Origin of the sequence: Rhizobium subbaraonis, from assembly GCF_900220975.1 — a bacterium.
In the GTDB taxonomy this organism is placed as follows: Bacteria; Pseudomonadota; Alphaproteobacteria; order Rhizobiales; family Rhizobiaceae; genus Mycoplana; species Mycoplana subbaraonis.
In genome coordinates this window covers 122,787-144,690 of sequence record NZ_OBQD01000008.1, presented here as the reverse complement: position 1 = coordinate 144,690, position 21,904 = coordinate 122,787, and the positions used below count along the sequence as shown (strand labels likewise).

Sequence of the window (21,904 nt, the reverse complement as noted above, 5' to 3'; positions counted from 1 at the left end):
TGGCGTCCCGACAGGACAGGACGTTGGGTGGGAGGCTGGCACGATGACCCGTGCCGGGGCTCGTTAGGGCTGCTTCCTTCCGGACCTGACCCGGTTGGCGAGTGGCTCGTCCACCACCAACCTCCCGACCTCCATATCGGCAATCTTGGGCCAGAATGCAAGCCGGCACGCCAAAAAACTATTGGTGCGGGGGCGAAGGCGTGGCATGACTCAACGGGGCACGGAGCAAAGACGGGAGCGACGGATTTGAACGCATTCGAGGTGGACGAGCGGCTTGGTCGAGACAGCGAGCTTCTGACACAGATCGGGCTTTGCGAACTGCGCCTGATGAAGGACGCACGCTGGCCCTGGCTCGTGCTCGTGCCCCAGCGCGCCGACGCCTGCGAGATCTTCGACCTCACGCCGCTCGACCAGACGATGCTGACCTTTGAGATCAACCTGGTGGCGGATGCCCTGAAGCGGGCGACCGGCGCCACCAAGATCAATGTCGGCGCGCTGGGTAACATCGTCCGTCAGCTACACGTCCATGTGATTGCGCGCAGCGAGGGCGACCCGAACTGGCCCGGCCCGGTCTGGGGCTTCGGCGCGGCCGAAACCTGGGCGGACGAGAGGAAGGCCATCTTCACCAAGACACTGCTGGAACATCTGAACTCATGAAATCCTCGATTTTCGACCTGCACCTGCCGCACGCCGAACCCAGCACCATGGTCGCCTTCGCCGAGAACAGCCTCGACCGGCGTTCGGAGTACCGCGCTGAAGACTGTGTGGCGCGCGCGCTCGACACCGAAGGCGTGCACGCATTTGTGCTGGCCGCCGGCAAGCTCGTCGTCAAGCATGACGAGAAGATCATCGATCCGCTCTTTGCACCCTACGAACTGGCGGGGCTCGATCCGATCGTCGACGAAGCCATCCTGCTGGGCTATCTGAAGAACGGCGAGCCCCGGCTCGCCATTCCCGTCCGCGCCGATCCCGACACGCTGCACGAGCCGCTCAGGGCCTCCGACGGCCGCACGCTTTACCGCCAGCAGATGCTGGACGACGACCTGCTCGGACAATTCGCCCAGGCTTCCGCGCTTCTGACGTGGAACGGCAACAGCCGCTTCTGCGGCAGATGCGGTTCTCCGACCCGCATGGAGATCGGCGGCTACCGGCGGGTGTGCAACGCCTGCGGGCACCAGACTTTCCCGCGCACGGATCCGGTCGTCATCATGCTGGCGATCGATGCCGAGCGTGATCGCTGCCTGCTCGGCCGCTCGCCGCATTTTCCTGAAGGGATGTATTCGTGCCTTGCCGGCTTCGTCGAGCCGGGCGAAACGATCGAGCATGCCGTTCGGCGCGAGACGCTGGAGGAATCAGGCATCCGCCTCGGACGGGTGCGCTACCACGCCTCCCAGCCCTGGCCCATGCCGCACTCGCTGATGATCGGCTGCTACGGCGAAGCGAAATCCTTCGACATTCATCGCGACGAACAAGAACTGGAAGATTGCCGCTGGTTCACGCGGGAGGAGACTGCGGCAATGCTGGCGCGGACGGCGAGCACCGATCCCGTGACCGGGGCGACCACCTCGCCGCCGAAGGGCGCGATCGCACACCTGCTGATGCGCGACTGGCTGGACTGGCCCACCTGAGCGGACCCACCTGCACAGTCCCGCCTGAAGTGGCCCGCCTGAAGTGGCCAACCTGAACGACCTTCGCCTGAGCCGGCTCGCCTGAACGAGCCGGGGGCGCCTCACATGCTGAGGCGCATCGGGTGGGCGCGGTAGCTGCCGAGGATGCGAACCTTCTCGGAGAAGAACCGCAGCTCCTCCAGCGCGCGCCGCAGGTTGGCGTCGTCCGGGTGCCCCTCGATATCGGCATAGAACTGCGTGGCAAAGAACTTGCCGCCGATCTGGTAGCTTTCCAGCTTCGTCATGTTGATGCCGTTCGTCGCAAAGCCGCCCAGCGCCTTGTAGAGCGCGGCGGGGATGTTACGCACATTGAAGACGAAAGTCGTGACGATCACCTCGTCTGGCTTGGCACGCGCCGGCACGTCGGCTTCGCGCGCAAGCACGACGAAGCGGGTGACGTTGCTTTCGGAATCCTCGACGTTCTCCGCGATGATTTCCAGGCCGTAGAGATCGGCAGCCAGCCGCGGCGCGAGCGCCGCCATGCTGCGGTCTCCCTTCTCGGCGACGAGCTTTGCCGCACCCGCCGTATCGCCTGCGATCACAGGCTTCCAGCCGTTCATGCGCACGATCCGCCGGCACTGGCCGAGCGCGTGGATGTGGCTGTGCACCGTGCGGACCTCGTCCTTCGTCACGCCCGGCAGCACCATCAGCTGGAAGCGGATCGGCATGAAGTATTCGCCGACGATGTGCAGTCGCGATTCCGGCAGCAGATGATGGATGTCGGCGACCCGCCCCGCGAGCGTGTTCTCGATCGGAATCATGGCGAGATCGGCATCGCCGTTCTCGACCGCAAGGAAGGCTTCCTCGAAGGTCTGGCAGGGCAGCGGCTCCATCTGCGGGAACATGTCCCGGCAGGCCATGTCGGAGTTCGCGCCGAACTCGCCCTGGAAGGCGATCCTGTTGTTCTTCTGTATCATGGGACGGTCCATCAGAGGGGCGCGGCCGCAAGCAGCCTGCGGGCCTTTTCGAGATCGGCGGGAGTATCGACACCGAGCGGAACGGTGTCAACGATCTCGGCGTCGATGCGAAGGCCAACCTCGAGCGCCCGTAACTGCTCCAGGGACTCGCGTTTTTCGAGGGTCGAGGGCGGCAGAGAGACGAACATCTCCAGCGCCTTGCGCCGATAGGCATAGAGGCCGATATGGTGATAGAGCGGCCCGTTGCCGTACGGGGCGGTTGCGCGGGTGAAATAAAGCGCGCGCAACCGGTTCTCACCGATCGGCGAGCCCACGACCTTGACCACGTTCGGATTCGTCTTCTCCTCCACATCGATGATCTCGGTCGTCAGCGTCGCAATGTCCGTTGCCGGATCGGCAAGCGGGTTCAGCGCGGCGCGGATCGTTGCCGGATCGATGGTCGGGAGATCTCCCTGCACGTTGATAATCACCCTTGCCCGGCCGTCCGGGTCGCACTTCAGCAGCGCTTCGTGGATCCGGTCGGAGCCGGACTGGTGCTCCACCCTGGTCATCACCACCTCGAAGCCTGCCGCTGCCACCGCGTCGAAGGTCTCCTGGTGATCGACGGCTACGACCACGCGACCGGCCCCGGATTCAGCGGCGCGCCTTGCCACCTGCACGATCATCGGCGCTCCACAAATGTCGGCCAGCGGCTTGCCCGGAAGGCGGGTGGAGGCCATGCGGGCCGGGATCAGGACAAGCGTCTCGTCGAAACTCGGGGAATTCATTCGTAGCCCTTCAGAAATCGCGCATAAAAGTGTCAAAACGTCTCAGTGCCGGGCGCACAATGACTGTTGCAACGAAGCAGCAAAAGACATAGGTTCCGCGCAAATTCAAGACTATCGGCATAATAGTGCCGTTTCGTGGGAGCTGAGGATGAACCCTTATATCAATATGGGCGTGGGCGCCCTGCTTGGCACTATTTTCGTGCTGATGTCGGTGTCGATCGCCTCGGAGGGCATCTTCCATTCGGCTGCCCCCGAGAAGGAAGGGTTCACGATCGTCGCAGCGGAAGGGACAACCGAGGGCGGCGCGGAGGGTGGTGCCGAGGCGGCAGCGACCCCGATCGCGACGCTGCTGGCATCGGCCGACGCTTCGGCCGGCGAAGCGGTTTTCAAGAAGTGTCAGGCCTGTCATAGCGGAGAGAAGGGCGGACCGAACAAGGTCGGCCCCGATCTCTGGGACATCGTGAACCGCCCGATCGCCGCGCATGAAGGATTCAGCTACTCCGCGGCAATGAAGACCTTCGCCGAGGGCGGCAAGCAGGTCTGGGACTACGAACACCTCAACCACTTCCTGGCGGCTCCCAAGAAGTACATTGCCGGGACGGCGATGGGCTTTGCCGGCCTGAAGAAGGACGACGAGCGCGCCAATCTGATCGCCTACCTGCGTTCGCTTTCCGACAATCCGGCCCCGCTGCCAAGCCCGTCTGCAGAAGGCGCTGCGGCTGAACCCGCCGCCGAAAGCCCGGCACCAGCAGAAGGTGCGGCAACGGCAGACGGTGCGGCACCGGCGGAAGGCGCGGCACCCGCAGCGGAGACCGCCCCCGCAGCGGAGACTGCACCGGCGGCGCAGTGATCCTGCCTGACACTCGATTTCAAAACCCGGCCAATGGCCGGGTTTTTCGTTTGAGGCCTCTGCCGCAGGGCGGCGGATATCCGCGCTTGCCGGAGCGGCAAAGCCGCCCGGTCAGCCTTGGGCGCCCTGCGCGCCGCGCGGAGAAAGCATTGCCGCGGCCAGATCACGCCCCCAGGAGCCACGCCCAGAACGAGACGCTGACGACGCCCGCCATGGTCGATATTGTGATCGTCGACGACGCCAGCGCATGCCCGACATTGAAGTGGTTGGCCAGCAGCCAGGCATTGACGCCCGTCGGAACGGCCGACGTCAGCACGATCGCAGTCGTCCAGTCCTGGTCCAGACCGACGAGGCGGCAGGCAAAGAAGACGCAGGCGGGCAGCAGGAAGAGCTTGAAGGCCGACATGACGATGGCCGGGGCTACATTGCCGCGAAGGCCGTATTTCACCAGCGCCATACCGATCGAGACAAGGGCTGCCGGTGCCGCGACCGAGGCAAGCTGATCCACGACGATCTTTGCGGGGCCTTCAAGCGGGACGTCGAAGAGATGAAACAATGCGCCGCAAACAAGGCCGATGACCAGCGGATTGCGCACCAGGCTGCGGCTGAGCCCGAGCACGAGGCTGGCGGCGCTCTGCGCAGGTCGCGTCCCCTCCTTGCGCTCCGCCAGCTCCATCAGTACCGAGCCGGCGATCATCATCACCGGCAGATGTACCGACAGGAGAACGGAGATCGCCACCAGCCCGTCTTCGCCCACGATGCGAGAAACCAGCGGCAGCCCGATGAAGACGGTGTTGGCAAAGGCGGCCGACACACCGGCCAGCACGCCGTAACGGCGATCGCGCAGGAAGACGAGCGTTGCCACCAGATGGGCGATCGCCCAGGTCACGGCGACCCCGCTGAAATAGGCCACCCAGATGCGCCAGGGCGAGTCGCCTTCGAACGTCGCCTCCGCGATCGTCCTGAACAGCAGCACCGGGACGGCAACCCGAAAGACGAACTCCCCGAGCGCCTCGCCGACGGCGGGCTTGAGATACCCCGCCTTCACGAGCATCCAGCCGAGCAGAATGAGCGCAAAGAGGGGGATGACGTTCGTTGCAGTATCGGTCATGGAATGGGCGCACGCGACGGGAGAAACGGAGCGGAGCGCGCGCGAGTGCGCAGCACCTTCATCTGCAATCGGTAGCGGAAGCGGATGGCGCGGTCCACTCCCGCGCGAAATGAAAAAAGCGGGGACTTGCCCCGCTTCCTCATTCCCGCCTGTGGCGGGAAGCGATCCGTCTGCTGCCAGTACATCCGTGGTCAGCAAGAACGAACCGAAACTCTTCGGCGCATGGTGTCGAGCGCCTCAGGCACACCTTCTAAGAGCTCACGGTAACAGCCGTGTGACAGAAGACGGTGCAGCTCCGATTGCCTCAGCATCGGCGGCTTTGGTTAACAAATGGTTAAGGACCGGAAAAGATCCGCAGACAAGGCGCAGCGCGGAATGATTTGCCTTTTTGGGGAACCCGACACAGGTATCTCTAGTTCATCCAAGACAAGGTACTGCACCCAGGAGAACTGCAATGGCAGATGAAAAGCAGCCAGGCCGCCGCGCGCCGCTCGGCGTCGTCGAACCTTCCACGAAGTCGGACAAAACCGTCGAAGATACCCTCGGCGCATACGGTGCCGACGCCAATGCGGAAGCGGCGAAGGCGGCAATCACGGAACAGCTGGAAATTCTGAAGGCCGAGGTGGCGCAGCTGCGCGATACCCTCGGCGTGATTGCCGAGAACACCGGGCAATATGCGGTTTCCCGCGTCAATTCGGTTCGGGAGGAAGTGCGCGTCGCGGTTGCCGCCAACCCACTCGGGGCGCTCTTCGGCGCGGCACTCGTCGGCTATCTTTTCGGCTTGCGCCGACGCTGACGCCTGCCGGCCGCAATATGCGGCCGGCAGCAGCCGGGCGACCATTCTTCATCGAAGCCGGCCGTCAGTCGCCTCAACGCCAGTAGCGGCTGCTGCGCGAGGGGTGTTCGCTGGCCAATGCCAGCAGATATCCGACGGCGACACCGGCAAGGCCGGCGACAAGGACGAGCGTGGAGACCGCGGCGGGGTGTTCCCGGGCTGTATCCGCAACAGCCGCGCCCTCCGAACGCACATACCCTGCGCCGTGACGGGCGGCAGCACGCATGGACTTTCCGGCTCGACCGGCGCGGTCGCGCGCTTCATCCACCACTTCGCTCGCCTGGGCAGACATTTCCTTTCGCAGCCTGTCGATTTCCTCGCGAAGGCTCGCAAGCTGCGTCTGGGCGTCCAACTCTGCCATGGTGATCTCCCTTTCCTTGTTGAAACCGATCGGAAGGCAAGCAGTGCCTCGCCAGACAAAACAGACCGCGGATTGCCGGCCTCCGATCCCTATTCGGCGGCAAGCCCTCTTGCCACACATGCCGAACAACGGGCGGAAACGGCGGAAGTTCCTGCAACCGCCAAATGTGTTCAGCGTTCGCATGCGATGGAAATGAACCGGTCACCAGACAAGAAGAGCCCGGCGCTGTGCGGGCGCCGGGAGGCACAGGTTGGGGCATTTTCTGAGGTGACGCCGGCGCCACGCAGAAAAGCTTAGGTGCAATCATTGTTTGCGCCAAGCGGAATTCCACAATCTAGCTCGAATTATCGAGCAGCTAGATCGTTCGATAGCCCGCAGCGCGCGCAATGCGGCTGCCGTTCAATCATAGCCCGGGCATTTCGTTTCAGGCGTTGTTCCGTATTACTCGACGACGGCTACCTGATCGGCCTGGCCGGACACGGTGTAGTGGTCGACCATCTCGGGAACCAAAGCCAGTCCGAACATGACGGCTACGAACGTGACAAAAACCGTCACGGACAGGGTGGTGCGAATCATGGCGGCCCTCCTTTCAGCACACAGACTATCCCAATGCGCTGCTCCGCACCGGCCTTTTCTGAACGCCAGATGAACAAAAAAGTTTGAACGGGAAAAGTAACGAAAAGTATACGCCTGACATGGAGAGCCTTTGCAGGCCCTTCCGATAGCCGCGCGGCGCGCGCCGCTTTGACATCCAGGACGAAGCGGGCGTACTTACCGCAGCAGCTCAGCCAGCGATTCCGGAATAGAACATGCCCTCCAAAAAACCGCGAAAACGCCGCTCGTCCGGAATCCGCAAGCCGTCGTCGGCACGGCAGCGCATGTGGCCCTGGTACGCACTGGGTGTGGCGATCATCGTCGCGATCGTTGCACGCGAGAATCTGGACGGCCTGACGAGCCTGCTTCGGCCAGGCAATACGATTCGCCTCACCGAACAGCCGGCCACACGGCCCAAGCCGGCCGAGCCGCCGCACCGCGTGCCGCCAAAGCTGGCCGAACCGACTGAAAAGCGCCCGCCTATGCCCGCAGCCGCCGCGGCACCAACCCCCGACACGAGGCCGCTGTTGCCGCCGCAGCCGATTCCCGCGCCGCCCAGCCAGGCCGCAGGCGGGACGGCCTTCTTCTATTGCGGGATAAAGCAGGACAACTGCGTCATCGACGGGGGCAATTTCGTCTATCGAGGCGCGAAGATCCGGCTGGCGGACATCTATGTGCCGGCGACGAAGGAAGCCAAATGCGACCGCGAACGCAATCTGGGCGGCGACGCGAAGGAGGCGCTTCGCCTGCTGCTCAATGCCGGCGCTTTCGAACTTGCGGCATGGAAGCCGATCGACGAGGACCAGTACGGCCGCAAGCTGCGGATCGTCGTTCGCAACGGAAAGTCGATCGGCGACGTGCTCGTGGCCCGTGGCTATGCCCGCCCCTGGACCGGCCAGCGCGAATCATGGTGTCCGTGAGGACCTGGAACAGCTGCGGCGCGCACATGGCAGAGGCATTCGGCGTCGGCACGATCGGCTGCGCCGGCTTCTGCTTCTTCATCTGCTCGATCCGCTGACGACGATCCTCTTGACCCTGCTCGGCTGGCGCATCATCAGCACGCAACGATAGCAATCAGGCATCGTGCTGTGATCGCAGGCGGTCTTCTTGCTGACGAGTGCGCGAATTCAAGGTGTTCGGGTCGGACATTTGGGAATATGGCGGACAGAGAGGGATTCGAACCCTCGATAGAGTTTCCCCTATACACGCGTTCCAGGCGTGCGCCTTCAACCACTCGGCCACCTGTCCATCCGCTGACGGCCGGTGGTCAATCCGGCGCGGACCGCCAGGCTGTTTCAAGTTGGCGGGACGGCGCGATATATACCGATGATGGCGGCGGGATCAACCGCTTTCTGACAGAAATTTGACGCGCGCCTTCAGAAGCAATCGGGCGGCCGATTGCAACGGGACACAGCGCCCCTTATCTATGTGCAGAAGCATGGAACCGGCCGGCCCTCCCCCGCCTCTCCCGGAGTGACAACCACGATGATACGCTTCGTTTTCAGGATGCTAAGCCTCGGCGTGCTGGTGCTGGCGATCATGGCCGCGACGCTGGACGCCATCCAGTCGGTTGCAGCCTCCGCTCCCATCCTGACGCCGCTTGCAGTTGCCTGGAGTGCCGCCAGCCCCGAATCGATCGCGTTCCTCGCCGACACGCTGATGAACCGGGTGCATCCCTTGCTCTGGGACCCGGCGGCGTTGTGGGTGCTGTCGCAGCCGGCTGCGATCGTGCTGCTGGTCGTAGCGCTGCTCCTGTGGATGATCGGCTACAAGCGCCGACCCTTCGCCGGCCGCTTCACCGCCTGAAAAAGAGACGTTCCGAGGCGAGATGCCGGGGTTTTGTCTTTCTCGCTTATGAAAACGCCCGGCCCTCCGGGCCTGAAAGGAGTATCCCGCGTGTTCCTGATCGACATGTTCAACAAGAAGACGACAATGCCGACGCCTGAGGGCGCCCTGCCCGGCCGGCCGGAGCCCATTCCGACGGCCGAGACGCACTTCGTCAACGGCAACCCGTTGAAGGAGCCTTATCCCGACAATACCCGGAGCATCCTGCTGGGCCTCGGCTGCTTCTGGGGCGCAGAACGGCTCTACTGGCAGATTCCCGGCGTCTACGTCACGGCAGTCGGGTATTCCGGCGGCTTCACCCCGAATCCGACCTACCAGGAGACGACGACCGGGCTGACCGGTCATACGGAAGTCGTCCGCGTCGTATACGATCCCAAGACCGTTTCCCTAGAGGCGCTTCTGAAGGTTTTCTTCGAGCAGCACGATCCGACCCAGGGCATGCGGCAGGGCAACGACATCGGCACGACGTATCGCTCGGCGATCTACACCAACGAAGACGAACAGTTGCAAACCGCGCTCAAGGTGCGCGACCGGATTGCGCGGCACCGGCGTCTCCTGCGCCATCGGATGACGGAACGAGACACCTTCGGAGAGAAGCGAATTGCGGGCCTGACAGGCCCGCAACGTTTTTTTACCACTTGAAAAAATTGTCGTGAAATTTTGCTGGCGGCGTGCAAGGATCGCCGCGTCCGATCCTAGGGAACAGGGTCGGCACTCCGCAGACAGTCACTTTACGGGACGTGCGGGAGGACCCAAAAAAATCAATAGCAACAGGGCTGCACGATGAAAAAAACCTTGATCACTTTCCTTGCCACGGCGGCCATGTCGGCGACGGCTCTTGCGGCCGACATCAAGCCGGCGATCATCTACGATCTCGGCGGCAAGTTCGACAAATCCTTCAACGAAGCCGCCTTCAACGGCGCCGAGAAATTCAAGGCAGAGACCGGCATCGATTACCGCGACTTCGAGATCGCCAACGACGCCCAGCGCGAGCAGGCGCTCCGCCGCTTCGCCGGCGACGGCAACAACCCGATCGTGATGGCCGGCTTCTCCTGGGCCGCCACGCTGGAAAAGGTCGCGGCCGAGTATCCGGACACGAAGTTCGCCATCATCGACATGGTCGTCGACAAGCCGAACGTGCGCTCCGTCGTCTTCAAGGAAGAGGAAGGCTCGTGGCTGGCCGGCATCATGGCCGCCATGGCGTCGAAGTCCAAGACCGTCTCCTTCGTCGGCGGCATGGACATTCCGCTGATCCACAAGTTCGCCTGCGGCTATATCGGCGGCGCGAAGTCGACCGGCTCCGACGTCAACGTTCTGGAAGCCTATACCGGCACCACGCCTGACGCCTGGAACGACCCGGTCAAGGGCGGCGAAATCGCCAAGTCGCAGTTCGACCAGGGCTCGGACGTCGTCTACCATGCCGCAGGCGGCACGGGCGTCGGCATCCTGCAGGCAGCCGCGGATGCGGGCAAGCTCGGCATCGGCGTCGATTCCAACCAGAACATGCTGCATCCGGGCAAGGTGCTGACCTCGATGCTCAAGCGCGTCGACGTCGCCGTCTACGATGCCTTCAAGTCGGCCAACGACGGCAAGTTTACGCCCGGCGTCAACGTGCTTGGCCTGAAGGAAGATGGCGTGGGCGTCGCGATGGACGACAACAACGCCGCGCTGATCACGCCCGAGATGAAGGCCGCGGTCGACAAGGCGACGGCCGACATCATCGCCGGTACGGTAACCGTCCACGACTACATGTCGGACGAATCCTGCCCCTACTGATTGCCGCTGAAATGAAAAGCCCGCCGGCGTCGTCAGTCGACGCCGGCGGGCTTTTCTTGCGATTTTGCGGCATCAATAGTGCGGCGGGCGGGTGATCGCCGGAGCCTCGAGCGAATTCTCCTCCAGCATGAGGAAGCGCTCGGTCAGCTTGTCCAGCTTGGCTCGCATCTGCTCGACGACCTTCCACTGCTCCGTCAACTGGTCGGAAAGTTCCTCGATCGTGCGGTCCTGATGGGCGATACGCTCTTCGAGAGCGGCAATGCGGCCGATGCTGTCGGCGGCGGGGTTCTGGGGATTGGTCATCGTTCAGGCAGCCTTCCGCTTCTGTGCATTCGATCTGGAGCCGTTCATCGTCACAGGGGACGCCCTAGCGAATGACGGCGCCGGCCGCAATGATGCTGGACAAGCGCGGCGGAAGAAACAAGACTGAAGCGCGGGCGACACGTCCAATGGCGCGGCGAAATCGCCAAAGCCGGGCCGGTCGCTTCCGACAGGCAGACGGCCTCGGCACACAAGAACAACGGATCGTCATGGGTGAATTGGCAATCGAACTGAAAGGCATCGACAAGAGTTTCGGCCTCGTCCATGCCAACAAGGACATCAACCTGAAGGTCCGGAAGGGGACCATCCACGGCATCATCGGCGAGAACGGCGCCGGCAAGTCGACGCTTATGTCGATCCTTTACGGCTTCTATCAGGCCGACCGTGGCGAGATCCTGGTCGACGGCCGCGCCATCGACATCCGCGACCCGAACACGGCGATCACGGCCGGCATCGGCATGGTCCACCAGCACTTCATGCTGGTCGAGAACTTCACCGTGCTGGAAAACGTGATGCTGGGGGCCGAGGAGAGCTGGATCCTGAACGCGGGCATTTCCAAGGCCAGGGCCGAACTGAAGCGGCTGGAGAGGGAATATGCGCTCGACGTCAACCCGGACGCCGTCATCGAGGAACTGCCGGTAGGCTTGCAGCAGCGCGTGGAAATCCTCAAAGCCCTCTACCGCAAGGCCGATATTCTGATCCTCGACGAACCGACCGGCGTTCTGACTCCCGCCGAGGCGGACCATTTGTTCCGGATTCTCGAGCAGCTGAAGGCCCAGGGAAAGACGATCATCCTCATCACCCACAAGCTGCGGGAGATCATGGCGATTACCGACGAAGTGTCCGTCATGCGCCGCGGCGAGATGGTGGCGACGCGCGAGACCGCGAAGACCTCCGTCGAGGAACTGGCCGAGCTGATGGTCGGTCGCCGGGTGCTGCTGCGCGTCGAAAAAGGTGAGGCGCATCCGGGCGACGTCAAGCTTTCGGTGAAGAACCTGACCGTGCGCGACAGTCGCGGCGTGACCATGGTCGACGACGTCTCCTTCGAGCTGCGCGCCGGCGAGATCGTCGGCATTGCGGGTGTCGCCGGCAATGGCCAGTCGGAGCTGCTGGAGGCGATATCGGGCATTCGCCGTGCGGTTTCCGGCAATGTGCATTTGGGTGGCGAGGCAATAGACGTCACCGGCCATGCCGACCCGGCCGAGCTGCGACGGCGCGGGCTCGCCCATGTCCCCGAAGATCGCCATCATGTCGGGCTGGTGCTGAAGTTCGAGGAAAGCGAGAACGCCATTCTCGGCTATCACGATGATCCGAAATACCGCAAAGGCTTCGTGCTCGACATCGACGCCATCCGCGCCGACGCGGAAGCCAACATCCAGAAATACGACATCCGCCCGCCGAACGCTCGGCTGAAGACCGCGAACTTCTCCGGCGGCAACCAGCAGAAGATCGTGCTGGCGCGTGAGATGGAACGCGATCCGGACGTGCTTATCATCGGTCAGCCGACCCGCGGCGTCGACGTCGGCGCGATCGAGTTCATCCACAAGCGGATCATCGAGATGCGCGACCAGGGCAAGGCCGTGCTGCTCGTCTCGGTCGAGCTCGACGAAATCAGGGCATTGTCCGATCGTATCCTCGTCATGTTTGCCGGCCGCGTCGTCGGCGAACGCAAGCCCGATGCCTCCGAAGGCGATCTCGGCCTCTTGATGGCCGGCGTCGAAGGCCCGAAGGAGGCCGCCGAATGAGCACCCCTTACGCGAAACTGCCGGGCTGGGTCGAATACGGCCTCATCCCACTCGTCAATCTCGTCGTCGCCTTCGCCGTCGCGGGCCTTGTCGTGCTGCTGGTCGGAGAAAGTCCGCTGGAAGCGGCCTACCACATGGTCAACGGCGCCTTCGGGCGGGGCGAATATATCGGCTTCACGCTCTACTACGCCACCACCTTCATCTTCACGGGACTTGCCGTCGCCGTCGCCTTCCATGCGGGGCTGTTCAACATCGGCGGCGAGGGACAGGCCTATGTCGCCGGCATCGGCGTCGCGCTCGCCTGCCTCTGGCTCGACCGCTTCATGCCATGGTACGTGGTCTTTCCGGTGGCGATCCTCGGCGCCTCCCTGTTCGGTGCGGCCTGGGCGTTCCTGCCCGGCTGGTTCCAGGCCAAGCGCGGCAGCCACATCGTCATCACCACGATCATGTTCAACTTCATCGCCGCGAGCCTGATGAACTACATGCTCAACCGGGTGCTGAAGCCGCTCGGTTCCATGTCGTTGGAAACACGCACGTTCGAAGCCGGCGGCCAGCTGCCGAGGCTCGACTGGCTGATGTCGATCTTCGGACTGAGCGTCGGCACGGCGCCCTTCAACGTCACCTTCCTTCTGGCTCTGGCTGCAAGCTTCGGTGTCTGGGTTCTGATCTGGCGCACGAAGCTTGGCTACGAGATGCGCACGATGGGCCACAGCCCTTCGGCCGCGCGCTACGCCGGCATCAAGGAGGCGCGGATCATCGTCATCACCATGATGATATCCGGCGCGCTCGCCGGCATGATGGCGCTGAACCCGATCATGGGCGAGACCTACCGCATGCAGCTCGACTTCGTGCAGGGCGCCGGCTTTGTCGGCATCGCGGTAGCGCTGATGGGCCGCTCGCACCCGGCCGGAATCATCCCGGCTGCCATCCTGTTCGGCGTCCTCTACCAGGGCGGCGCCGAGATCGCTTTCGAGATGCCTTCGATCTCGCGCGACATGATCGTCATCATCCAGGGCCTGGTGATCCTGTTCGCGGGCGCGCTGGAGCACATGTTCCGCCCCGCCATCACCCGTGCCGTGCTCGCGTTTTCCGGGCGCGGCCGCACGCAAGCAGCCGTCAAGGGGGCCTGATCGATGGATTATTTTCAGCTCTTCCTTGAACTCGCGCAGTCGACCGTGCGGCTTTCGACGCCGCTGATCCTGGCCGCACTTGCCGGTCTTTTCACCGAGCGTGCCGGCGTCTTCGACATCGGCCTCGAAGGCAAGATGCTCGGCGGCGCCTTTGCTGCCGGCTGCGTCGCCTTCGTCGCGCAGTCGGCGATGGCCGGACTGCTGGCCGCCGTCGTCGTGTCGGTGCTCCTGTCGCTGGTGCACGGCTTTGCCTCGATCACCCAGCGCGGCAACCAGATCGTCTCGGGTGTCGCCATCAACTTCATCGTTGCCGGCTCCACCGTCATTCTCGGCGAAGCCTGGTTCCGGCAGGGCGGCCGCACGCCGGCGCTTGCCGAAGGCGCGCGCTTCCAGGTGATCCAGTTGCCGTTTGCCGAGGAACTGCGCGGCGTGCCGCTGCTCGGGCCGATCTATGCCGATCTCATCTCCGGCCACCAGGCGCTGACCTACCTCGCCTTCCTGATGGTGCCGGCCAGTTGGTGGATCCTCTATCGCACCCGCTTCGGGCTGCGGCTCAGGGCCGTGGGCGAAAACCCCGGCGCGGTCGACACGGCCGGTATTTCGGTGATCTGGATGCGCTACCGCGCCGTCATCTGCTGCGGCATCCTGTGCGGCATCGCCGGCGCCTACCTGTCGCTCGCCGCCAATGCCGGCTGGACCAAGGGCATGACCGCAGGCAAGGGCTATATCGCGCTTGCGGCGCTGATCTTCGCCAAATGGAAACCGGTGCCCGTGATGTTCGCCTGCCTGCTGTTCGGCTTCCTCGACGCGTTCGCGATCCGCTATCAGAGCACGCCGCTGCCGCTGATCGGCAAGGTGCCGGTACAACTGATGCAGGCGCTGCCCTATATCCTCACCGTCATTCTGCTGGCCGGCTTCATCGGCAAGGCCATTCCGCCCAGGGCCGGCGGCGTACCCTATGTGAAGGAGCGGTAATCCATGTCCCACGATCTGTTCGAAGCGGCGCGCGCCGCGATGGGGTTTGCCTATGCGCCCTATTCGAAGTTTCCGGTGGGGGCTGCGATCCGTGCCGATGACGGCAAGGTCTATGCCGGCGCCAACATCGAGAATATCTCGTTCCCGCAGGGGTGGTGCGCCGAACCGACGGCGATCGGCGCCATGATCATGGGCGGCGCGAAAAAGATCGTCGAAATCGCCGTCATCGCCGAAAAGCTGCCGCTCTGCCCGCCCTGCGGCGGCTGCCGGCAGAAGATCGCCGAGTTTGCCTCGCCTTCGACGCGCATCTATCTCTGCGACGAGACCGGGGTGAAGGAGACCATGACGATGAGCGAACTGCTGCCGCACAGCTTCAAGACGGAGGTCATCGGATGAGGGCCGCACTCGACCACCTCGTGCCGCGCCTTGGCGGACTGGCGCCGCGCTACGGCGTCGTGCTCGGCTCCGGCCTGGGCTCGCTGGTGGATGCCGTCGAAGGCGGCGTCCGCATCCCCTATTCCGAGCTGCCGAGCTTTCCCGCAAGCTCCGTTTCCGGCCATGCCGGCGAGATGGTGATCGGCCTTTTGCGCGGCGTTCCGGTCATCATGCTGTCGGGGCGGGTGCACTACTACGAAAAGGGCGATGCGAACGCGATGCGCGGACCGATCGAGGTCTTGAAGGGTCTCGGCGTCACCTCGCTGATCCTGACCAATTCCTCGGGCTCGCTGCGCGAAGACATGCCGCCCGGCTCTGTGATGCGCATTTCGGACCACATCAATTTTTCCGGGACCCATCCGCTGATCGGCGTCGAGAGCGACGACCGCTTCGTCGGTATGACCAACGCCTATGACGCCGGACTGGCGGAGCAGATGGAAGCGGCAGCGCAGAAGACGGGGACGCCGCTGCATCAGGGCGTCTACATGTGGTTTTCCGGCCCGAGCTTCGAGACGCCGGCGGAAATCCGGATGGCGCGCGTGCTGGGCGCCGACGCCGTCGGCATGTCGACCGTGCCGGAGGTGCTGATCGCGCGTTTCCTCGGCCTCAAGGTGGCTGCGGCATCCGTCATCACCAACTACGGCGCCGGCATGACCGGGGCCGAACTCAGCCACCATGAAACAAAGGACATGGCCCCGGTGGGCGGTGCGCGGCTCGCCGCCATCCTCGCCGAAATGATCGCGGCCGGAGACAATGCCAATGCATGAAGCCACACCCCGCCTCGTCGCCGCAAGGGCGCTTTCGCTGCTCGACCTGACGGATCTTACCGACGACTGCGACGGGACCGCGATCGAGACGCTGTGCCGGCAGGCCAGCACCCCGTTTGGCCCGACGGCCGCGATCTGCATCTGGCCGCGTTTCGTCGCGCAGGCGCGCGCGCTGCTCGGCGCCGACAGCGCTATCCGGATTGCAACCGTGGTCAACTTCCCATCCGGCGACCTTCCGGTCGATGCGGTCGTTGCCGAGACGCGGCAGGCGATCGCCAACGGCGCCGACGAAATCGATCTCGTCATTCCCTACAGGGCGCTGATGGCCGGGGACGAGAATGCCGTGCGGCAGATGATCCGCGCCGTCAGGGACGCCTGCCCGCCGTCGGTGACGCTGAAGACGATCCTTGAGACCGGCGAACTGAAGGATCGCGATCTGATCCGCAACGCCTCGCATCTGGCGATCTCGTCGGGCACCGACTTCATCAAGACCTCGACCGGCAAGGTGGCGGTGAACGCGACGCTGGAAGCCGCAGACATCATGCTGAACGCAATCCGCGAGAGCGGCCGCAACGTTGGCTTCAAGCCTGCCGGCGGCGTGCGGACCGTCGGCGAGGCGGCACTCTATCTCAACCTCGCCGCCACGATCCACGGTCCCGACTGGGCGATGCCGTCCACCTTCCGTTTCGGCGCCTCCGGACTCCTCGGTGACATCATTGCGGTCCTCGAGGGCCGTGAGTCCGGCACCCAGAACGCAGCCTACTGACGATGCTGCCGCAGGAGATCATACGGCGCAAACGCGACGGCGAGGTCCTGACGGCGGGTGAAATCGGCGCCTTCATCGCTGCGCTGACCGATGGCGCGGCGAGCGAGGGCCAGATCGCCGCCTTTGCCATGGCCATCTGGTTCCGCGGCATGGATGCACGCGAAACCGTCGCGCTGACCGAGGCCATGCGCGATTCCGGCGACGTGCTCGATTGGCGCGAGATCGATCGGCCGGTGGCGGACAAGCATTCGACCGGCGGGGTCGGCGATAACGTCTCGCTGATGCTGGCACCGATCGCCGCCGCCTGCGGGCTGGCCGTGCCGATGATATCCGGCCGCGGGCTCGGCCATACCGGCGGCACGCTCGACAAGCTGGAATCGATCCCCGGCTATGCGATCGATCCCGCGCCCAGTCTTTTTCGCAAGACAGTGAGGGAGGCGGGTTGCGCGATCGTCGGCCAGAGTGCTGCGCTGGCGCCGGCCGACCGGCGGCTCTACGCGATACGCGACGTCACCGCGACGGTGGATTCCGTACCGCTGATCACCGCCTCGATCCTGTCGAAGAAGCTTGCAGCCGGCCTGCAGTCGCTCGTCCTCGACGTCAAGCTCGGCAACGGAGCCTTCATGACAAGCCGGGCCGATGCGGAACGGCTGGCGCACGCGCTCGTGGAGGTCGCCAACGGGGCCGGACTGCCGACGACCGCACTGATCACCGATATGAACCAGCCGCTTGCCGACGCAGTCGGCAACGTGGTCGAGGTCGAAAACTGCATCGACGTCCTGAAGGGGGCGAAGAAAGGCACACGGCTGGAACGCGTCGTACTCTCGCTGGCGGCCGAAATGCTGGTCAGCGCAGGTGTCGAAGCAGATGCGGCGGCCGCACATGGGCGCGCCCAGCGGGCGCTTGCGGACGGAAGTGCGGCCGAGGCTTTCTCGAAGATGATATTCCTGCTCGGCGGGCCTGCAAAGCTGATGGACGAGCCGTCACGCTGGCTTGCGAGAGCGCCGGTCATCCTGCCGGTCACGGCCGACACAGGGGGCTACGTGGCATCCTGCGATACGCGCGGCATCGGCCTGGCGGTGATCGAACTCGGCGGCGGCCGGACCAGACCGGATGAGGTGATCGACCACCGCGTCGGCTTCGACCGGTTGCTTCCGCTTGGTTCGCGCGTGGAGAAGGGCGACGAGCTCGGGCGCGTGCACGCGCGCTCGCAAGAAGAGGCCGAGGCCTTCGCTGCACGCCTGCGCGCCCTCTACACGATCGAGGACGCAGCCCCCCTGCCCGACTATCCGATCGTCAGCCGGATCAGCGGATGAGCCGCATGCTGCTGCCGTCCACCTGATAGGATGCGAGCCCCTTCAGGAAGGTCATTCCGACGAGCATGCCGTCCAGCGCCTTGTCGTCCAGCACCATCGCGCCGACGTTGGAAACCGTAATGGAGCCGATGGAGACACTGTCCAGCCGCACATAGGCAGCCCGCGCCCGGCCGTTGGCGGTGTCAACGGCATAGCGGAATTCGAGCTTGTTGCGGGAAAAACCTAGTCGCTCGGCGGTCGAAAGATTGATCGCGACCATGCTGGCGCCGGTGTCGACCATGCCTTCAACCTTGCGGCCGTTGATGGTGAAGAGCCCGGAGAAATGCCCCCTGTCGTCTGCCTCGAGCGTCACGCCACGGCTACCGGTGTAGCGTGCGGTCGAGGCCGGTTGTGCCGGCGCTGCTGCTGTTTCGGGTTCGGGCGCCTTGTCCGGTGCCTCGCCTGGAGCGAGGTATGTGCCGGCCAAGCCGGGCACATAGACGGCTGCGACCGCAACGGCCGCGACCACAAACAGACTGCGAGCGAACATGGCATCTCCTTCGGGAATCATCCCCGACCCGGGCGAGCTCAAGACTCGAAGCTCCCCGGGCGGATGCCGGCAGTAGACCATGCGCGGGTTGACGGACCACAAAGAACCGGCGCGGGCGTCCTATTTCGCCACAATCAATGAAAGACGTGGCTAACGGACCGTTAAGACGCTCATTTGGTGCCGTACATGCGATCGCCGGCGTCGCCGAGGCCCGGCATGATGTAGCCCTTTTCATTCAGGTGGCTGTCGACGGAGGCGGTATAGACCGGGACGTCGGGATGGGCGGCGCGGAAATTGCGGATGCCTTCGGGTGCGGCGAGCAGGCAAAGGAAACGGAGATTGGTGGCGCCGCGCTCCTTGAGCTTCTCGATTGCGGCGATGGCGGAGTTTCCGGTCGCCAGCATGGGATCGACGACGATGACCAGACGTTCGTTCAGAAGGTCCGGCGCCTTGAAGAAGTACTCGACGGCCTCGAGCGTCTCGTGGTCACGGTAGACGCCGATATGCGAGACGCGCGCGGAGGGTACGAGTTCCAGCATGCCCTCCAGCAGGCCGTTGCCGGCGCGCAGGATCGAGGCGAAGACGAGCTTCTTGCCTTCGAGGACCGGCGCATCGATCGTCTGCAGCGGCGTTTCGATGCGCTCGGTGGTCAGTTCGAGATCACGCGTGACCTCGTAGCAAAGCAGCGTCGAGATCTCGCGCAGCAGCCGGCGGAAGCTGCCGGTGGAAGTGTCCTTCTTGCGCATGATGGTCAGCTTGTGCTGCACGAGCGGGTGATCGATGACTGTGACGCCGTCCATGGCCAAACCTTCCGTCATGTTGGTTGATCCCTTCTTTTTTCACATTCGCTCCATGTCCTGCAAGAGAATGCAGGCGGTGGCGCCGCGTCATCCCCGGTTCGCGCCGCGGCAAGCACGATCAGAGCCGCGCGAGCAGGCGCGCTCTCGTCTCCTCATCCACGAAGGCAGCCTCGATCGCCGTCCTCGTCATCGTATCCAGTTCCTCGTCGGAAAAGCCCATGATGCGCGAGGCGATCTCGTATTCGCGCTCAAGCGAGGTCTTGAAGAAGGGCGGATCGTCGGAATTCAGCGTGACCTTCACGCCGGCCGCCTGCAGGCGGCGGAGCGGATGGGCGGGGAAGTCGGGAAAGACGCCCAGCGCGACATTCGAACCGGGGCAGACTTCGAGCACGACGCCTTCGTCGGCCAGCCGCGCCAGGAGACCGGGATCCTCGACGGCGCGCACGCCATGGCCGATGCGGGTGGGGCGGATAAGGTCGAGCGCGTCGCGCACGCTGGACGCACCGCTCAATTCGCCGGCGTGTATGGTGATCCCAAGGCCGGCGTCGCGGGCGATATCGAAGGCGCGGGCGAAATCGGCAACAGCCCCCATGCGCTCCTCGCCAGCCATGTTGAAGCCGGTCATCAGCGGATTTCGGGCGGCCGCGGCGTAGCGCGCCGCCCATTCGACCCGTTCCGGGCCGCAATGCCTCAGTCCGACGACGACCATGCGACACTCGATGCCGCTACGCGCCCGTACCGCCTCGATGCCCCGACCGATGCCGGCAACATAGGCATCTGCGCCAACGCCCACAGCCTCTGCATGGTCGGGCGAGATGAAGAGTTCGCTGTAGATCGCGCCGGCGGCTGCCAGGTCGTCGAGGTAGGTTTCGGTCAGAAGCGCGTAATCGTCCTCGCTGCGAAACAGCCCGGACACGGCATCGTAGGCTCCGAGGAAGCTGGTGAAGTCGTGCCAGACGTAGGCGCCATCCTTCATGAAGGCGTCCGTGGCGACGCCGTATCTGCGCGCCTGCGCCAGGGCCAGCGCCGGGGGAACGGCGCCTTCGAGATGGCAGTGAAGTTCCGCCTTTCTCAGCAGCCGCGTCACAGGAAGCTGCGCCCATGAGGCCCCGGCGGGATGCCGAGATGCTTTGCGATCGTCTCGCCGATGTCGGCGAAGGTCGGACGGATGTCGAGAAGGCGGGAGCGGATGCCCGGCCCGAAGCTCATGATGGGCACGCGCTCGCGGGTATGATCGGTGCCGCGCCAGGTGGGGTCGCAACCGTGGTCGGCGGTGAGGATCACCAGATCCCCCGCATGAAGCTTGCGGTCCACCTCCGGCAGGCGCCGGTCGAAGGCCTCAAGTGCCGCCGCATAGCCGGCAACGTCACGGCGATGGCCGTAGAGCATGTCGAAATCGACGAAATTGGCGAACACCAGATCGCCGGCCTCCGCCTCGTCCATGGCCTTGAGCGTGGCGTCGAACAGCGCCATGTTGCCGTTGGCCTTGGTCAGCCGGCCGATGCCCTGGTGGGCGAAGATGTCGCCGATCTTGCCCACCGCATGCACCGTGCGCCCTGCCTCGCTGAGGCGGTCGAGCAGGGTCGGCTCCGGCGGAGGAACGGAATAGTCGCGCCTGTTGCCGGTTCGGTCGAACGTCGCCGGCGTCTCGCCGACGAAGGGACGGGCAATGACACGACCGACCTTTCCGCCGGGCCACTCGTCAAGGATGATACGGACGGTCTGGCAGAAGGCGAGCAGCCGGTCGAGGCCGAAATGGCCTTCGTGCGCGGCGACCTGGAAGACGGAATCGGAGGAGGTGTAGCAGATCGGCTTGCCGGTGCGGATATGCTCTTCGCCGAGACGGGCGATGATGTCGGTGCCGGACGCATGGCAGTTGCCGAGGATGCCAGGCACCCTTCCGAGCTCGCAGATCGTGGAGACGAGATCGGCGGAAAAGGCTTCACCTTCGGCCGGGAAGTACCCCCAATCGAACATCACCGGCGTGCCGGCGATCTCCCAGTGGCCCGACGGCGTGTCCTTGCCGCGCGAGACTTCGCTCGCCGCGCCATGCTGGCCGAAGACGCGGGCAGGCACTTCCATTCCGTCGGGGAATCGCCCGGAGGAAGCTTTGGCCGCATGCAGCAGACCGAGTGCGGACATGTTGGGGAGCTTCAGCGGCCCGTGACGCAGCCCGGCGCGGTCGGCGGCGCCGGCAGCGCAGAATTCGGCGATGTGGCCAAGCGTATCGGCGCCGTCATCGCCGAAGTCGGCCGCATCCGGTCCGGCGCCGATACCGAAGGAATCCAGCACGAATAGAAAGGCTCTCGCCATCTTTCACCTATCGACATCGGGTTTGGCAGCGGGCGCAAAGCCTCCGGACGCACTCCGGAAGGTTATATGCGCCGCGGCTCAAAA

At 64.4% G+C, this 21,904-nt stretch carries 25 protein-coding genes, 1 tRNA gene and 1 other RNA gene; 15 read left to right on the top strand and 12 right to left on the bottom strand.

What is annotated here, in order from left to right:
- Nucleotides 1-27 precede the first annotated feature (27 nt).
- An RNA gene (gene ffs, locus CRO48_RS13875) (signal recognition particle sRNA small type) lies at nt 28-125 on the bottom strand.
- Between the two features lie 121 nt (nt 126-246).
- On the opposite strand from ffs, the gene CRO48_RS13870 reads away from it, so the two are divergent.
- Entirely contained in the window at nt 247-657 is a 411-nt protein-coding gene (locus CRO48_RS13870) for an HIT domain-containing protein (protein WP_097140239.1), read from the top strand.
- The gene (gene nudC, locus CRO48_RS13865; RefSeq protein WP_097140237.1) at nt 654-1,628 is read left to right on the top strand and encodes an NAD(+) diphosphatase; all 975 of its coding nucleotides are present in this window, start codon (nt 654-656) and stop codon (nt 1,626-1,628) included. The genes CRO48_RS13870 and nudC overlap by 4 nt, the downstream gene beginning before the upstream one ends.
- A 101-nt stretch (nt 1,629-1,729) precedes the next feature.
- Here nudC and CRO48_RS13860 read toward each other — a convergent pair whose 3' ends face one another.
- Entirely contained in the window at nt 1,730-2,584 is an 855-nt protein-coding gene (locus CRO48_RS13860) for a prephenate dehydratase (protein ID WP_097140518.1), read from the bottom strand.
- 11 nt (nt 2,585-2,595) lie between these two features.
- Entirely contained in the window at nt 2,596-3,351 is a 756-nt protein-coding gene (locus tag CRO48_RS13855; protein ID WP_097140236.1) for a 3-deoxy-manno-octulosonate cytidylyltransferase, read from the bottom strand.
- A gap of 148 nt (nt 3,352-3,499) precedes the next feature.
- Between CRO48_RS13855 and CRO48_RS13850 the strand changes: the two genes are divergently transcribed.
- A complete protein-coding gene (locus CRO48_RS13850) occupies nt 3,500-4,201 on the top strand; it encodes a c-type cytochrome (RefSeq protein ID WP_097140234.1) in 702 nt (233 codons plus the stop codon).
- A gap of 163 nt (nt 4,202-4,364) precedes the next feature.
- Here the strand turns inward: CRO48_RS13850 and CRO48_RS13845 are convergent, their stop codons facing one another.
- Nucleotides 4,365-5,312 (bottom strand): AEC family transporter, encoded by a 948-nt coding sequence (locus tag CRO48_RS13845; protein ID WP_097140232.1) that lies wholly within the window; start codon nt 5,310-5,312, stop codon nt 4,365-4,367.
- 454 nt (nt 5,313-5,766) lie between these two features.
- Between CRO48_RS13845 and CRO48_RS13840 the strand changes: the two genes are divergently transcribed.
- On the top strand, nt 5,767-6,108 hold the full coding sequence (locus tag CRO48_RS13840) for a hypothetical protein (RefSeq protein ID WP_097140230.1): 342 nt from the start codon (nt 5,767-5,769) through the stop codon (nt 6,106-6,108).
- 73 nt (nt 6,109-6,181) lie between these two features.
- Here the strand turns inward: CRO48_RS13840 and CRO48_RS13835 are convergent, their stop codons facing one another.
- Both CRO48_RS13835 and CRO48_RS33250 read right to left on the bottom strand, forming a co-directional pair.
- Nucleotides 6,182-6,508 carry a hypothetical protein gene (locus CRO48_RS13835; RefSeq protein ID WP_097140228.1) on the bottom strand — a complete coding sequence of 109 codons (327 nt, stop codon included), beginning with the start codon at nt 6,506-6,508 and terminating at the stop codon, nt 6,182-6,184.
- Between the two features lie 441 nt (nt 6,509-6,949).
- The gene (locus CRO48_RS33250) at nt 6,950-7,084 is read right to left on the bottom strand and encodes a hypothetical protein (protein WP_280952672.1); all 135 of its coding nucleotides are present in this window, start codon (nt 7,082-7,084) and stop codon (nt 6,950-6,952) included.
- 233 nt (nt 7,085-7,317) lie between these two features.
- On the opposite strand from CRO48_RS33250, the gene CRO48_RS13830 reads away from it, so the two are divergent.
- Complete coding sequence (locus tag CRO48_RS13830) at nt 7,318-8,022, top strand: thermonuclease family protein (protein ID WP_097140226.1); 705 nt, start codon at nt 7,318-7,320, stop codon at nt 8,020-8,022.
- A 238-nt stretch (nt 8,023-8,260) separates the two neighbouring features.
- On the opposite strand, the gene CRO48_RS13825 is transcribed toward CRO48_RS13830, so the two are convergent.
- A tRNA-Ser gene (locus tag CRO48_RS13825) sits at nt 8,261-8,350 on the bottom strand.
- Between the two features lie 237 nt (nt 8,351-8,587).
- On the opposite strand from CRO48_RS13825, the gene CRO48_RS13820 reads away from it, so the two are divergent.
- The 3 genes from CRO48_RS13820 to CRO48_RS13810 all read left to right on the top strand — a co-directional run bounded on the left by CRO48_RS13820 (nt 8,588) and on the right by CRO48_RS13810 (nt 10,723).
- Complete coding sequence (locus CRO48_RS13820; protein ID WP_245423523.1) at nt 8,588-8,908, top strand: hypothetical protein; 321 nt, start codon at nt 8,588-8,590, stop codon at nt 8,906-8,908.
- A gap of 90 nt (nt 8,909-8,998) precedes the next feature.
- On the top strand, nt 8,999-9,589 hold the full coding sequence (gene msrA / locus CRO48_RS13815; protein WP_097140224.1) for a peptide-methionine (S)-S-oxide reductase MsrA: 591 nt from the start codon (nt 8,999-9,001) through the stop codon (nt 9,587-9,589).
- A gap of 141 nt (nt 9,590-9,730) precedes the next feature.
- The gene (locus tag CRO48_RS13810) at nt 9,731-10,723 is read left to right on the top strand and encodes a BMP family lipoprotein (protein WP_097140222.1); all 993 of its coding nucleotides are present in this window, start codon (nt 9,731-9,733) and stop codon (nt 10,721-10,723) included.
- A 72-nt stretch (nt 10,724-10,795) separates the two neighbouring features.
- Here CRO48_RS13810 and CRO48_RS13805 read toward each other — a convergent pair whose 3' ends face one another.
- The gene (locus CRO48_RS13805) at nt 10,796-11,026 is read right to left on the bottom strand and encodes a SlyX family protein (protein WP_097140220.1); all 231 of its coding nucleotides are present in this window, start codon (nt 11,024-11,026) and stop codon (nt 10,796-10,798) included.
- Between the two features lie 227 nt (nt 11,027-11,253).
- Here CRO48_RS13805 and CRO48_RS13800 point away from each other — a divergent pair, with 227 nt between their 5' ends.
- The 7 genes from CRO48_RS13800 to deoA are packed head-to-tail and all read left to right on the top strand — an operon-like array spanning nt 11,254 to nt 18,178.
- The gene (locus tag CRO48_RS13800; RefSeq protein WP_097140515.1) at nt 11,254-12,789 is read left to right on the top strand and encodes an ABC transporter ATP-binding protein; all 1,536 of its coding nucleotides are present in this window, start codon (nt 11,254-11,256) and stop codon (nt 12,787-12,789) included.
- The gene (locus CRO48_RS13795; RefSeq protein WP_097140218.1) at nt 12,786-13,919 is read left to right on the top strand and encodes an ABC transporter permease; all 1,134 of its coding nucleotides are present in this window, start codon (nt 12,786-12,788) and stop codon (nt 13,917-13,919) included. The genes CRO48_RS13800 and CRO48_RS13795 overlap by 4 nt, the downstream gene beginning before the upstream one ends.
- 3 nt (nt 13,920-13,922) lie before the next feature.
- Entirely contained in the window at nt 13,923-14,894 is a 972-nt protein-coding gene (locus CRO48_RS13790; protein ID WP_097140216.1) for an ABC transporter permease, read from the top strand.
- Between the two features lie 3 nt (nt 14,895-14,897).
- Nucleotides 14,898-15,290 (top strand): cytidine deaminase, encoded by a 393-nt coding sequence (locus tag CRO48_RS13785; RefSeq protein WP_097140214.1) that lies wholly within the window; start codon nt 14,898-14,900, stop codon nt 15,288-15,290.
- Nucleotides 15,287-16,096: a purine-nucleoside phosphorylase gene (locus tag CRO48_RS13780; RefSeq protein ID WP_097140213.1), complete on the top strand. Its 810-nt coding sequence runs from the start codon at nt 15,287-15,289 to the stop codon at nt 16,094-16,096. Before CRO48_RS13785 ends, CRO48_RS13780 begins: the two co-directional genes overlap by 4 nt.
- On the top strand, nt 16,089-16,862 hold the full coding sequence (gene deoC, locus CRO48_RS13775; RefSeq protein WP_097140211.1) for a deoxyribose-phosphate aldolase: 774 nt from the start codon (nt 16,089-16,091) through the stop codon (nt 16,860-16,862). Before CRO48_RS13780 ends, deoC begins: the two co-directional genes overlap by 8 nt.
- Nucleotides 16,863-16,864: 2 nt before the next feature.
- Nucleotides 16,865-18,178, top strand: a complete 1,314-nt coding sequence (gene deoA, locus CRO48_RS13770; RefSeq protein WP_097140209.1) for a thymidine phosphorylase — start codon at nt 16,865-16,867, stop codon at nt 18,176-18,178.
- Here deoA and CRO48_RS13765 read toward each other — a convergent pair.
- The 4 genes from CRO48_RS13765 to CRO48_RS13750 form a co-directional block, all read right to left on the bottom strand.
- A complete protein-coding gene (locus CRO48_RS13765; protein ID WP_097140207.1) occupies nt 18,168-18,707 on the bottom strand; it encodes a TIGR02281 family clan AA aspartic protease in 540 nt (179 codons plus the stop codon). The genes deoA and CRO48_RS13765 overlap by 11 nt on opposite strands.
- Before the next feature lie 170 nt (nt 18,708-18,877).
- Nucleotides 18,878-19,507 (bottom strand): uracil phosphoribosyltransferase, encoded by a 630-nt coding sequence (upp, locus tag CRO48_RS13760; RefSeq protein ID WP_097140513.1) that lies wholly within the window; start codon nt 19,505-19,507, stop codon nt 18,878-18,880.
- Between the two features lie 118 nt (nt 19,508-19,625).
- Nucleotides 19,626-20,594 carry an adenosine deaminase gene (locus CRO48_RS13755; RefSeq protein ID WP_097140205.1) on the bottom strand — a complete coding sequence of 323 codons (969 nt, stop codon included), beginning with the start codon at nt 20,592-20,594 and terminating at the stop codon, nt 19,626-19,628.
- Nucleotides 20,591-21,820, bottom strand: a complete 1,230-nt coding sequence (locus CRO48_RS13750; protein ID WP_097140203.1) for a phosphopentomutase — start codon at nt 21,818-21,820, stop codon at nt 20,591-20,593. The genes CRO48_RS13755 and CRO48_RS13750 overlap by 4 nt, the downstream gene beginning before the upstream one ends.
- Nucleotides 21,821-21,904: the final 84 nt, after the last annotated feature.